Origin of the sequence: Burkholderia latens, from assembly GCF_902499045.1 — a bacterium.
GTDB lineage: Bacteria > Pseudomonadota > Gammaproteobacteria > Burkholderiales > Burkholderiaceae > Burkholderia > Burkholderia latens.
The window spans coordinates 32,049-44,562 of sequence record NZ_CABVPL010000039.1 but is presented as its reverse complement, the minus strand read 5'-3'; the positions used below and the strand labels follow the sequence as shown (position 1 = coordinate 44,562).

Genomic DNA, 12,514 nt, shown 5'->3' with positions numbered 1-12,514 from the left:
GCCGCTCAATACGGATGCGGTTCGCGCCCGAAGTCGATCAGTCGGCCGTCGTGCTCGATCATCACGGCTGCCGCCGCGATCCCTTCGCGCGACATCTCGGCGACGATGTCGCGCGCGCGCCATTGCGTCGGGATGATGATCACGTCGGCCGGCGCCGCCTTCAGCGCGTCGCGGAATTCGATCTTCTGGCCGGTGCCCGGCACGTAGGTGCCGACCTTGTCCGGATCGGAATCGACGACGAGCGGGAAGCGCGCGGCATCGGCGTCGAAGTGATGGATGAACGCGGCGGCCTTGCCCGTGCCGCCCCAGATCGCGACGCGACGCCCCGATTCGGCCAGCGCCGCGAGCTGCGCGGCGATCGCCGCGCGATTCTCGACCGTGCGCGCCGCGAACTGCAGCGACGCGTCGGCGCGCGCGCGCGCCTGCGCGGGCACGCCGAGCCGCACGAGCGCGTAGACGACTTCGCCGTCGTACCCGTGCGCGAGCGTCACGATCTCGCCGGCGCGCGCCATCAGCGCGCGGAACGACTCGGTGGTGAACTGCGATACGTGCTCGTAGAAGAAATCGGCGAGGCGATCGGTTTCGAACACGCGGTCGATGCACGGCACTTCCGCGAACAGCCAGCATGCGTTCGGCTGGCGCGACGCGCCCCACGCGAGCTGCTCGACGAGCTTCGCCGGTTCGGTGAGGTGTTCGAGCACGTGCCGGATCACGATCGCATCGGGGCGGAATTCGGGCATGTCGGCCAGCGGCGCGAACAGCCGCGCGTGGAATTCGATGCCGTTGCCGGTGCCTGCGCTCGCGTTCGGATCGAAACCGGCGAAGCGGCCGCCGCCCCTCGCCTGCGCGAGGCCGCGCACGAAATGGCCTTCGCCGCAGCCGATCTCGACGACCGTCGGTTCGGCCGGCAGCACGCCGAGCAGCAGGTCGCGCGTCGCCGCGAGATGGCCTTTCCAGATCCCGCCGCTGTTGAACATCCGGTTCGGGTTGCTCTGGTACGGGATCGCGTCGTAGCTGAAACGGTGGTTCCACACGTGCGAACACTGCGGGCACTGCACGAAGTCGAGCGCGTGGCGCGGCAGACCGCGCGCCGCTTCGGCGGACGCCGGCCACGCGAGCGTCGCGAGCGTGCGCTCGCCGGCCGCGAAGAACGGCGCGGCGACCGTATGCGCGCAGATCGGGCAGGTGGCGTCGATCAGGTCGGGACTCATGCGTTCACCTGTTTGCGGAAATGGGCGATCGTCTCCTTCAGGCCGTCCTCGAGCGCGATGCCCGGCTGCCAGTCGAGATGCTGGCGCGCGCGGCCGATATCGGGGCGGCGCTGCAGCGGGTCGTCGGCCGGCAGCGGACGATATTCGATGCGGCTTTTCGAGCCGGTGAGGCGCAGCACGCATTCGGCGAGCTCGCGGATCGTGATCTCGCTCGGGTTGCCGAGATTGATCGGGCCGGTTTCGTCGTCCTGGTCCATCATCCGCAGCAGGCCTTCGACGAGATCGTCGACGTAGCAGAACGAACGCGTCTGGCTGCCGTCGCCGTACAGCGTGATCGGCTCGCCGCGCAGCGCCTGCATGATGAAGTTCGACACGACGCGGCCGTCGTCCGCGCGCATGCGCGGCCCATACGTGTTGAAGATCCGCACCACGCGGATATCGACGCCGTGCTGACGGTGATAGTCGAAGAACAGCGTCTCGGCGCAGCGCTTGCCTTCGTCGTAGCACGCGCGCAGCCCGTTCGGATTCACGTTGCCCCAGTAGCTTTCCTGCTGCGGATGCTGCTGCGCGTCGCCGTACACCTCGCTCGTCGACGCCTGCAGGATGCGCGCGCCGCAGCGCTTCGCGAGGCCGAGCATGTTGATCGCGCCGAGCACGGCCGTCTTCACCGTCGACACCGGGTCGCTCTGGTAGTGCACCGGGCTCGCCGGACACGCCATGTTGAACACGCGATCGGCTTCGACGTAGAGCGGCAGCCACACGTCATGGCGGATCAGCTCGAAATTGACCTGGCCGAGCAGGTGCTCGATGTTGCGCTTGCTGCCGGTGTGGAAGTTGTCGACGCACATCACGTCGTAGCCGGCGCGCACGAGCCGCTCGCACAGATGCGAGCCGAGAAAACCCGCGCCGCCGGTGATGAGGACGGACTGGCCGTTCACGACGTGATCTCCGGCGCGGTGCCGACGCGGCGCGTCCACATCGCGTGCAGCGCGTCTTCGAAATGACGCGCGAAGCGGGGCGCGTCGCACAGCGGCGCCGCCAGCACCCGCTCGCGCAGCGTCGTGCGCAACACGGCGAGCCCGGCCGGATTGCGCGCGAACGCGACGGCCTTCGCGACGTATGCGTCGTCGTCGTCCGCGATCCATTCGGGCAGGCGCGCCGCCTGCAGCAGGCTTTCGCAGATATGCGACAGGAAGCGCGCACCGCGGCGGCCGAGCACCGGCACGCCCATCCACAGCGCTTCGGCCGTCGTCGTGCCGCCCGGGTACGGGAACGGGCTCAGCATCAGGTCGACGCGCCGGTAAGCCGCCAGATATTCGTCGCGCGGCGAGCGGCCTTCGAACAGCAGGCGCGCCGCATCGATGCCGCGCGCGGCGAAGCGGGCCGCGAGCGCGTGCTGCTCGCGCGGATCGTCGAGATGCGGCGCCTTCACGAACAGTCGCGCATCCGGCACGTCGCGCAGCACGCGCGACCACACGTCGATCACATGATCGGTGAGCTTCGCGAGCTTGCCGAAATAGCCGAAGGTCGGATAGCCGTTCGCGAGCATCGGCAGCGGGCCGCCGTCGAGTTCGATCGCGGGCGGCGTGAAGCACAGATAGCTGTCGGGCAGGTGCCACGCGCGTTCGACGAAATGCGCGGCTTCGTCGTCCGGCATCACGTAGCGATCGCCGAGCACGTAGTCGATCGCGCGCATGCCGGTGCTCGCGAAGTAGCCGGGCCAGCTCACCTGCAGCGGCGCGGGCTTCCACGCGAACAGCGGCAGCCGGTTGTGGATCGTGTGGCCCGACGCGTCGATCAGCACGTCGATGCCGTCGTCGCGAATGCGCGCGGCCGCGGCCGCATCGTCGAGGCCGGCAAGCGACGTCCACGACGCGAAGCGCGGCTTGATGCGCGCGGTGACGTCGTCCTCGACGTCGCGCGTCGCATACGCGTGCAGCTCGACGCGCTCGCGCTTCAGGTGCGCGAGCATCCCTTCGATGAAGTAGCCGACCGGGTGCGCCTTCAGGTCGCCCGACACGATGCCCACGCGCAACGGCCGGCCGACGCGCGCGGCCAGGTCGACCAGCCACGTCGTGTACGGCTGCGCGCGCTGCGTGACCAGCGCGTCGAACCGCGCGGCTTCGTCGAGGTACGCGCGCGGATCGAACGCATCGCTGTAGTGATACGCGAACAGCAGGTTGCTGCGCGGCTCCGGCAGGTCCGGACGCAGCGCAACCGCGTGCTGGTACGCCTCGAGCGCGGCGGGGATCTCGTTCAGGTCGAGCAGTGCGTTGCCGAGGTTGTTGTACGCCTGCCCGTGGTCCGGCTGCAGCGCGATCACCTGACAGAACGCGTCGACGGCCGCGCGCGCGTTGCCCGCGAGCCGCTGCGCGTTGCCAAGGTTGTTGTAAGCGTCGACGTAGCCCGGCCGCAGCTCGATCGCGAGACGGAAGCACTCGGCGGCGGCGGCCGGGCGGTTGTTCGCCTGCATCACGTTGCCGAGGTTGTAGTAGTAGATCGCGTCGGGCTTGATCTCGATCGCGGCCATGATCAGCTCGGACGCCTCGTGATAGCGCCCGTACTGGTGACCGATCAGGCCGAGCAGGTGCAGCGCGTCCGCGTGCCGCGGCTCCGCGTCGAGGATGCGGCGGTACAGCGTCTCGGCTTCTTCCAGGCGATCGGCCTGGTGGAGCGCCAGCGCCGCTTCGATCGTGGCGACGGGGGAGTCGGACAGCGTGAGATCAGTCATCGTGGTAAGCCAGCGTGGGTTCGATACGGAGCGCGCGACACGCGCGGAGGCCGTCGTCGCGCACGCGCGGACGGCCCTCGACATGCCAGCATTCTCGGCGCGCGCCGGCCGTTCCAATCGGCGGAGCAGGCGGCGGATTTGGTCGCTTTTCCGGTGACGGCGCGGCCGGCGGCTTGACGGCGATCAATGCCGCGGTTCCCGTGTCCGGCGGCCCCGCGCGGCGCGAGCGTCGTCCATCGCGCCGTCGCGCGAAGCCTTGCCCGTCAATGGTTTGCGACGGCGCCCGCGCGCCGGTTCGACGGCCGGGCGGCCGCCGCGCACACGGGCATACACGGAAATGCGGGGGAAAACGGCCCGCTAATCCGGCATTTGATCCCGGGCGCGGGTCGATAGACTCGGGCACAGACTTGGAGGCGTCCACCGCGCGGACGATCGCGCAGGGCGCAAGCCGCTTGCCGGCCCGCGGCTGGGGATGCCCCGATTCCCCTCTCAGCGCCTGGAGCCACGTGTATGCACGAGTCCTCAATCATCTCCAACTCGAACGACGACCAGCTCGCCGCACGGCGCGAACTGTTCGACCTGATGCAGACCTATCCGGCGACGCAGGAGGAACTCGAACGCTCGCTCGGCCTGTTCGTGCGCGGTTCGCTGCTGGCGCGGATCCTCGCGACGTTCGAGGTCTACGAACGGATCGTGCCGCTGCCGGGCTCGATTCTCGACCTCGGCACCTGGCGCGGCCAGACGGCCGTGCTGTGCGAGAACTTCCGCGCGATCCTCGAGCCGCTGAACTTCCAGCGCCGCATTCACGCGTTCGATACGTTCACCGGCTACGCGGGCTTCTCCGACAGCGATTCGCGCGACCGGAAACTGTTCTCCGACGGCACGTACTCGCTCGCGAGCGACTATGCGGACCTGCTGCGCAACCTGCTGTCGCTGCACGAACGCAACAACGCGATGGGCCACGTGAACGGCAAGCACCACGTGTGGGAAGGCGACTGCCGCGACACGCTGGCTGCGTACGAAGAAGCGCATCCGGGCGAACCGGTCGCGCTCGCGTGGTTCGACCTGAACGTGCCGGGCCCGACCCGGCAAGCATTCGAAACGGTAATGAGGCGCCTCGTGCCGGGCGGCGTGGTCGCGTTCTGGCAGCTCACGCGCGGCGGCCAGACACCGGCCGAAGGTGTCCACTACGTGCGCGAGCTGCTTGGCAAATACCCGCATCGCGTGCACAAGGCGAAGTCGTATCCGTCGCTGTGCTATCTCACGTTCCCTGAAGGCGGCGGGGTGCGCACATGAAGATCGCGATCCTCGGCAACGGCATCCTCGGGCTGATGACGGCCCGCGCGTGGCTGCGCGCCGAGCCCGACGTCGAGCTCGTCGTCGTCGGGCCGGCACAACGTCCGGGCTCCGCGACGCGCGCGGCCGCCGCGATGCTCAACTCGTTCACCGAACTGGAAGGCGATTCGCTCGGCACGCCGATCGACCGCTTCAAGTTCGAACTGAGCCGCGCGGCGACCGCCGCATGGCCGGAAGTGTTCGCGCAGATCTGCACGCCGGATCGCGCGGTCGCGCACGGCTTCGGCACCTACGTGCTGAACAATGCCGCGACCGACGCGCTCGACGACGAGAATTTCGCGGCGATGCGGCGCTTTTGCCGCGAGTTCGAGGAACCGTGCGAGACCGTCGATCCGGCCAGCATCCCGAACTATCATCCGCAACCGCAGTTCCGCGCGCTGAACGCCGTGTATCTGAAGCGCGAAGGCTGGGCGAACCCGAAGCAGTTTCTCGATGCGCTGCAGGCCAGCGTGGCCGCGGCCGGCAACGTCACGTTCGTCTCCGCCGAGGTCGAACGGCTCGACGTCGCGGGCGGCCGTGCCGCCGGTGCGCGGCTGAGCGACGGCACGACGCTCGACGCCGACCGCTTCGTGCTCTGCAACGGCGCGAACCTGACGAAGGTGCTGCAGGCGAGCGTGCCGGATTTACCCGTGCAGCGGCTGTTCTACGGGATCGGCATGTCAATCGAGCTGCAGAGCAGCGAGAACGTGCATACGCACTGCGTGCGCACGACGAATCGCGGCCTCGCGTGCGGCGTGTATTCGGCGCCTTACGGCCCGGATCGCACGCTCGTCGGTGCAAGCAACTACATCAGCCCGGTGCCGCACGAGCACGGGCACGCGGGCAGCGCGTACACGCTGCTGAAATCCGCGATGGACCAGATCAACTCGCGCTTCTCGCGTGCGAATCTCGTCAACGTGAACGTCGGCTGGCGGCCGACGACGTCCGACCTGTATCCGCTGTTCGGCGAGACCAGCGTGCGCGGCCTGTGGATTCTCGGCGGCACCAAGCGCGACGGCTTCCACCTGTCGCCGGTGCTGTGCCGCGACCTCGTCGCCGCGATGCGCGGCCAGCCGATCGATCCGCGCTATGCCGAGCTCGCGCCGGAACGGCCGCTGATTCGCAACCTGTCGCGCGACACCGCGATCGCGAAGACGGTCCGCCACCAGATCAACGCTGCTTACCAGCACGACTTCGTGCCCGCACGCAATCGCATGGTCGAGCAGCTCGAACGCGCGATCCGCGCCGATCTCGAAGCGCTGCACGACCGGCTCGGCGCGACCGACTGGGGCATTCCGCCCGAACTCGTCGACATGTACCGGTACGGTCACATCCCGGCGTGAGCGAGATGACCGTGCAGCCGAAACGCATCGCGATCGTCCAGTCGAATTACATCCCGTGGAAGGGCTATTTCGACCTGATCGCCGCAACCGACGAGTTCATCCTGTACGACGACGCGCAGTACACGCGGCGCGACTGGCGCAACCGCAACCAGATCAAGACGCCGCAAGGCGTGCAGTGGCTGACGGTGCCGGTCAAGGTGAAGGGACGCTATTACCAGAGCATTCGCGACACCGAGATCGACGGCAGCGACTGGGCCGAACAGCACTGGACGCGGCTGCGGCAGAACTATGCACGCGCGCCGCACTTCGCGCGTTACGCGGACGAGCTCGAAGCGCTCTATCTGACCGGCCACCGCACGTTGAGTGCGCTGAATCTCGCGATGCTGACCTGGATCAACCGGCAGCTCGGCATCGACACGCGCATTTCGTCGTCGTCCGACTACACGCTGGAAGGCGATCGCACCGACAAGCTGCTGAACCTGTGCATCCAGGCTGGCGCGACCGAATACCTGTCGGGCCCCGCCGCGCGCGATTACCTCGACGAGAGCCGCTTCGCGGCCGAAGGAATCGCAGTGCGCTGGTTCGACTATCCGGCCTATCCAACGTACACGCAGCTGTGGGGCGAGTTCGTCCACGGCGTGACGGTGCTCGACGTGCTGTTCCATTGCGGCCCGGATGCGCGCCGGCATGTCGTGACCAGCCGAACCTGAGGATGATGCGATGGACGATTCCCGACACTCGAGCCTGCTGGCAGACGTCGCCGCGTATTACAGCGCGCGCCTGGCCGAGCACGGCCAGACCGCGCGCGGCGTGGACTGGAACGGCGAGGACGGCCAGCGGCTGCGGTTCGCGCAGCTGACGAAGATCGTCGCGCCCGCGCCCGACGGCTTCTCGGTCAACGATCTCGGCTGCGGCTACGGCGCGCTGGTGGATTTTCTCGACGAGCACGCGGCCGGACGCAACCATGCCTATTCGGGCAACGACGTGTCGGCGCAGATGATCGACGCGGCCCGCGCGCGCTATCGCGATCGCGCCGACGTGACGTTCCACGTCGGCGCCGCGCCGCGCGCGGTTGCCGACTACGGGATCGCGTCGGGGATCTTCAACGTGCACCGCGGCCACGGCGACGATGCGTGGCTCGACTACATCCACGCGACGCTCGACACGTTGCACGAGACGAGCCGCAGCGGCTTCGCGTTCAACTGCCTGACGTCGTATTCCGATCCGCCGCACATGCGTCCCGAGCGGCTCTACTACGCCGATCCGTGCGCGCTGTTCGACCGCTGCAAGCGCCGCTACTCGCGCAATGTCGCGCTGCTGCACGACTACGGCCTGTACGAATTCACGATCCTCGTCCGGAAGGACGGCTGAGCGCGCACGCGCATGCCGCCGGCCCCGATGCCCCCGTTCACGCCTTCGCGGAGTTCCGTCATGTTCGCTCCCCCCAATCTCGACCGCATTCCGTTCGGCCGGCCGTTCATCGTCGGCAAGGAGCTGTACTACATCGCGAAGGCCGTCGAGCAAGGCGGCCTCGCCGGCGACCAGGCGTTCACGAAACTGTGTCACCAGTGGCTCGAAGCGCGCATCGGCTGCCATCGCGCGCTGCTCACGCACTCGTGCACGGCCGCGCTGGAGATGGCCGCGATCCTCACCGACGTCGGCCCCGGCGACGAAGTGATCATGCCGTCGTACACGTTCGTATCGACTGCTAACGCGTTCGCGTTGCGCGGCGCGACGCCCGTGTTCGTCGACATCCGTCCCGATACGCTGAACCTCGACGAGAAGCTGGTGGCCGCCGCGATCACCGAGCGCACGCGCGCGATCGTGCCGGTCCATTACGCGGGTGTCGCGTGCGACATGGACGCGATCATGCAGCTCGCCGACGACTACCGGCTATGGGTCGTCGAGGATGCCGCTCAGGCGATCCAGTCGACGTGGAACGGCAAGCCGCTGGGCAGCCTCGGGCATCTCGCGTGCTTGAGCTTCCACGAGACGAAGAACGTGATCGCCGGCGAAGGCGGCGCGCTGCTCGTCAACGATGAGCGGCTCGTCGAGCGCGCGGAGATCATCCGCGAGAAAGGCACGAACCGCAGCCAGTTCTTCCGCGGCCAGGTCGACAAGTACACGTGGGTCGACGTCGGCTCGTCGTATCTGCCCGGCGAATTGATCGCCGCCTTCCTGTACGCGCAGTTCGAACACGCGGACGTGATCACGGAGCAACGGCGCGCGACCGTGAAGCGCTACGAGGATGCGTTGCGGCCGCTGCACGATGCCGGTCGCCTCACGCTGCCCGCCGTGCCGCTGAGTGAAGCCGGCAACGGCCATCTGTTCTATTTCCTCGCGCGCGACCTCGCCGAGCGCACGGCGCTGCTCGAGCGAATCCGCGACGCGGGCGTGTTCGCCGTGTTCCATTACGTGCCGCTGCACAGTTCGCCGGCGGGCCGCCGCTACGGCCGTTGCGGCTCCGGCATGCACGTGACCGACGACGTCGCCGACCGGCTCGTGCGCCTGCCGCTGTACCACGCGATGAGCGACGCGGAACAGGAGCGTGTGCTTCAGGTGGTATCCGACTTTTACCGGACGGCCGCGCGGCCGGTTGTCCGCCGCCCTTCATCGCATCTCGTGGCATCCGCTCCATGAACGACACGCCCCGCATCTTCGCGCCGCTCGGCCAGCCGTACTACGTATCCGCGCCGCCGTACCTGCAGACGTCCGGCGGCGTGCGCGCGATGCACTACCTGTGCCACGCGCTGAACCTGCTCGGCTGCGAGGCCTATATCAACACGGCGGACGTGCACCCGCAGTTGCGCACGCCGTTGCTGACGCAGCAGATCGCGCACGCGCACGCCGCCGCGGGCCGCCGGCCGATCGCCGTCTATCCGGAGATCGTCGAAGGCAATCCGTTCAACGCACGCTGCGTCGCGCGCTACCTGCTCGCGGAGCCGGGGCGCATCAACGGGAAGCCGATCGAGCTCGCGCCGACCGATCTCGTGTTCACGTTCGGTCCGTCGATCGTGCCCGACGGCTGGCACGCCGACCTGCTCAGAATCCCGCTCGTCGATACGCGCATCTTCCATTGCGACGGTGTCGACGACGCAACGCGCCGCGGCACCGCCGTATTCCTGAACCGCCATCTGCGCCGCGGCGGCAGCCTGCATCCGGCGACGGCCGATTCGATCGAGATTTCCGGCCGTGTCGCGCCACGCTCCGCGCACGAGTTGGCCGAACTGTTTCGCCGTGTCGAATGCCTGTACCTGTACGAATGGTCCACCGCGGTATTCGAAGCGCTGATGTGCGGTTGCCCGGTCGTGTGCATTCTCAACGACGCGTCGATGCCGAACGCGGAACGCTGGGTCATGAGCGGCAAGGGGATCGCGTGGGGGCTGGATCCGCATGAAATCGCGCACGCGAAGGCGACCGTGCACGAGGCGCGCGACGTGTACCGCGAAGAGGAAGCGGTGTTCTGGCGGCAATTGCGGCACTTCGTCGCCACGACGCAGGCACGCGCGAACGAACCCGACGCGCAGTCCGGCGCGGACGGTGCGGCCGTCGCGCCGCACGCCGCCGGTGTGCCTCGGCGCATGGCCGTCGTGTGCGCGGCGCCGGCCGCCGATGCGAGGATCGCGGCGCGGTTCACCACGCCGATGCACGCACTCGCTCGGGAATGGACGCTCGATTTTCCCGTCGGCGCAAATGGAATCGACGTGAGCGCGCTGCAACGCGCCGACGTGATCGTGCTGCACGGCGCGACGGCGAGCCTGCTGTCGGGCGCGGCGCTCGAGCAGGTGTTCGCGCTCGGCAAGCCGGTCGTCTGCCACATCGACCGGCCGCTCGACGCGTTCACGCTCGACGATCCGGATATCGCCGGCAGCGCGCGCCGGCTCGCCGCGATGCGCGATGCGATCCGGCGCGCCGACGCGCTGGTGGTGCGCTCGGACGCGATCGCCGCCACGTATCGTCATGTCAACGCGGCGATACATGTGCTGCCCGTCGACGCCGAACCCGGACGCCACGGAGCGCTGTATACGCGAATCGCCGAACACGGTCGGCGGCAGGCGCCGGCGCCGGCGCCGGCACCCGCTCCGGCAACGGCCGGTGCGTCTGCGGCGCGCGCGAAGCAGCAGAAGCGCATCGTCGCGTATGTAATCGATCCGGCCGACGGTCCATCCGTGCAGCGCCGTCTCGCGCTGCCGTTCGCGCGGCTCGACGACGAGTGGACGCTTGTCAGCGGTCTCGCCGACAGCGCGGCGATCGCCACCGCAGATGCCGTGCTGCTCGATCGCCATACGCCGGGGCTGCTGTCGCTCGACGCGCTCGGCGCGATCTTCGAATTCGACAAGCCCGTGATCTATGCGACCGACCTTCCGCTCGCCGCGCAACCGTCGGCGCAGGCCGATTCGACGTGGACCGGTATCGCGTTCACTCTCGGCAACGCGCACGCGATCATCGTTCCGACGCCCGATCTCGCGCGCCAGTATCGGCCGTGGAATCCGAACGTGTTCGTGCTGCCCGACAGCGTCGATCTCGAACTCTTCCTGCGTCCGGTCCCGGCCCGCAGGGACGCGCGCGTGACGATCGGCGTCGCCGGCGCGGCGCTTCTGCCGGGTAACTTCGCGCTGGTGGACACCGCGTTGCGCGCGCTGTGCGAGCGTCATGCCGGCCGCGTCGCCGTGCAGTTCTTCGGCGCGCACGTGCCGGCAGGATGGGAACATCATCCGGCTGCCGAATTGCGGCCCGCGCCCGACGAATACCGCGCGTACGCGGAGCAACTGCGCGCGTTGGACTGGGACGTCGCGCTGATGCCGCTCGCCGCCGATGCCGGCGACGGAGCGACCGGCGCGATCCAGCGACAGGAGTTCGCGGCGGCCGGCATCGCCGTCGTCGCGAGCGACCGGCCGGCGCTGCGCGTCATGCTGAACGACGGCGATGATGCGCTGCTCGCCGGCGATGCCACGCGTGCATGGGACGACGCGCTCGAGCGTGTGGTTACGCTGCCGGCGCTGCGCCGACGGATCGCGCGTACGGCGCAGGCACGCGTGCGCAAGCACGACGCACTGCAGGCGCGCCTGCCGCTGATTCGGCGGATTTACCGGATGTGTGTCGAACGCGGACGCGCGACCGTGCAATTGCCGCCACAGGATGCGCCGATTCCCGGCGCGCTGATCCTCGACGCTGCAGGCGATCACGAACGTGTGCAGGCCGCGCTGCGCGCCATCGCGGCGCGCGCGGAACAGGATCTGCTGAGCGTGGTGCTGACGACGGCGCCCGGACCGTTGCCTGAATGGACCGAGCGGCTGCGTTACGTGAGCACGTCGATGCAGGAATATGCTGCCACTGCGGAGCAGCTCGCCGCGATGCCGGCGTTCGACTGGGTCGCGATCATCGATGTGGCGGATATCGAGGTAGGCGGTGCTTCGTTGGGGGCGGTGGTTGCGACGGCGGTGATCGACTGACGGCGGTGCGCGGGCGGGGGTGCTTGGGTCATGCGCGCGTCTGCTGTCGGTTGCTCGACGAACGGCCGAGATGGCGAGGATAGAGAAGCGGATCGGAAAAACGGTGCCTGGAATCAGGCTTGGCGCGCCCGGCTGGGATCGAACCAGCAACCCCTGCCTTCGGAGGGCAGTACTCTATCCATTGAGCTACGGGCGCCTGTGACAGTGAAACGACCCCAATAAACCGGCCGCCCACCATTGGCAAGACGGCAAGGATACCCGGTTTCCCATGACGCGTCCACCTTGCCGGCAGAATCATCGTCCGGCCCTCATTCCTGCGGGTAAACACGCGCCTTCGCGCCGCTCGCCGTGATGTAAACGTTCCGTCTATAATCGTCCGTGCTTCATTGGACTGCCATTTTGCCGTTGCACCGCGCTCACAATTCCTATTCACGGAGACGA

At 68.4% G+C, this 12,514-nt stretch carries 9 protein-coding genes and 1 tRNA gene; 6 read left to right on the top strand and 4 right to left on the bottom strand.

Going from position 1 to position 12,514, the window contains the following annotated elements; genetic code table 11:
* Nucleotides 1-5 precede the first annotated feature (5 nt).
* The 3 genes from BSE24067_RS23000 to BSE24067_RS22990 are packed head-to-tail and all read right to left on the bottom strand — an operon-like array spanning nt 6 to nt 3,942.
* Nucleotides 6-1,211: a class I SAM-dependent methyltransferase gene (locus tag BSE24067_RS23000; protein ID WP_151068158.1), complete on the bottom strand. Its 1,206-nt coding sequence runs from the start codon at nt 1,209-1,211 to the stop codon at nt 6-8.
* Nucleotides 1,208-2,149: a UDP-glucuronic acid decarboxylase family protein gene (locus tag BSE24067_RS22995; protein ID WP_174904862.1), complete on the bottom strand. Its 942-nt coding sequence runs from the start codon at nt 2,147-2,149 to the stop codon at nt 1,208-1,210. The genes BSE24067_RS23000 and BSE24067_RS22995 overlap by 4 nt, the downstream gene beginning before the upstream one ends.
* Nucleotides 2,146-3,942: an O-linked N-acetylglucosamine transferase, SPINDLY family protein gene (locus BSE24067_RS22990; protein WP_151068160.1), complete on the bottom strand. Its 1,797-nt coding sequence runs from the start codon at nt 3,940-3,942 to the stop codon at nt 2,146-2,148. Before BSE24067_RS22990 ends, BSE24067_RS22995 begins: the two co-directional genes overlap by 4 nt.
* Before the next feature lie 510 nt (nt 3,943-4,452).
* On the opposite strand from BSE24067_RS22990, the gene BSE24067_RS22985 reads away from it, so the two are divergent.
* Genes BSE24067_RS22985 through BSE24067_RS22960 form a run of 6 tightly spaced genes read left to right on the top strand, consistent with a single transcriptional unit; the run spans nt 4,453 to nt 12,073 of the window.
* A complete protein-coding gene (locus tag BSE24067_RS22985; protein WP_151068161.1) occupies nt 4,453-5,238 on the top strand; it encodes a class I SAM-dependent methyltransferase in 786 nt (261 codons plus the stop codon).
* Nucleotides 5,235-6,620 (top strand): NAD(P)/FAD-dependent oxidoreductase, encoded by a 1,386-nt coding sequence (locus tag BSE24067_RS22980; protein WP_151068162.1) that lies wholly within the window; start codon nt 5,235-5,237, stop codon nt 6,618-6,620. Before BSE24067_RS22985 ends, BSE24067_RS22980 begins: the two co-directional genes overlap by 4 nt.
* 5 nt (nt 6,621-6,625) lie before the next feature.
* Nucleotides 6,626-7,330 carry a WbqC family protein gene (locus tag BSE24067_RS22975; RefSeq protein ID WP_151068167.1) on the top strand — a complete coding sequence of 235 codons (705 nt, stop codon included), beginning with the start codon at nt 6,626-6,628 and terminating at the stop codon, nt 7,328-7,330.
* A gap of 10 nt (nt 7,331-7,340) precedes the next feature.
* Nucleotides 7,341-7,991: a methyltransferase domain-containing protein gene (locus tag BSE24067_RS22970; RefSeq protein WP_151068163.1), complete on the top strand. Its 651-nt coding sequence runs from the start codon at nt 7,341-7,343 to the stop codon at nt 7,989-7,991.
* 60 nt (nt 7,992-8,051) lie between these two features.
* On the top strand, nt 8,052-9,260 hold the full coding sequence (gene rffA / locus BSE24067_RS22965; RefSeq protein ID WP_151068164.1) for a dTDP-4-amino-4,6-dideoxygalactose transaminase: 1,209 nt from the start codon (nt 8,052-8,054) through the stop codon (nt 9,258-9,260).
* The gene (locus BSE24067_RS22960) at nt 9,257-12,073 is read left to right on the top strand and encodes a glycosyltransferase family protein (protein ID WP_151068165.1); all 2,817 of its coding nucleotides are present in this window, start codon (nt 9,257-9,259) and stop codon (nt 12,071-12,073) included. Before rffA ends, BSE24067_RS22960 begins: the two co-directional genes overlap by 4 nt.
* Nucleotides 12,074-12,193: 120 nt before the next feature.
* Here the strand turns inward: BSE24067_RS22960 and BSE24067_RS22955 are convergent.
* Nucleotides 12,194-12,269: transfer RNA gene (locus tag BSE24067_RS22955), tRNA-Arg, on the bottom strand.
* Nucleotides 12,270-12,514: the final 245 nt, after the last annotated feature.

Coding starts and splice junctions, on each gene's coding strand:
- BSE24067_RS23000 (WP_151068158.1), bottom strand. CDS start 1,211: ATGAGTCCCGACCTGATCGACGCCACCTGCCCGATCTGCGCGCATACG.
- BSE24067_RS22990 (WP_151068160.1), bottom strand. CDS start 3,942: ATGACTGATCTCACGCTGTCCGACTCCCCCGTCGCCACGATCGAAGCG.
- BSE24067_RS22985 (WP_151068161.1), top strand. CDS start 4,453: ATGCACGAGTCCTCAATCATCTCCAACTCGAACGACGACCAGCTCGCC.
- BSE24067_RS22980 (WP_151068162.1), top strand. CDS start 5,235: ATGAAGATCGCGATCCTCGGCAACGGCATCCTCGGGCTGATGACGGCC.
- BSE24067_RS22975 (WP_151068167.1), top strand. CDS start 6,626: ATGACCGTGCAGCCGAAACGCATCGCGATCGTCCAGTCGAATTACATC.
- BSE24067_RS22970 (WP_151068163.1), top strand. CDS start 7,341: ATGGACGATTCCCGACACTCGAGCCTGCTGGCAGACGTCGCCGCGTAT.
- rffA (WP_151068164.1), top strand. CDS start 8,052: ATGTTCGCTCCCCCCAATCTCGACCGCATTCCGTTCGGCCGGCCGTTC.
- BSE24067_RS22960 (WP_151068165.1), top strand. CDS start 9,257: ATGAACGACACGCCCCGCATCTTCGCGCCGCTCGGCCAGCCGTACTAC.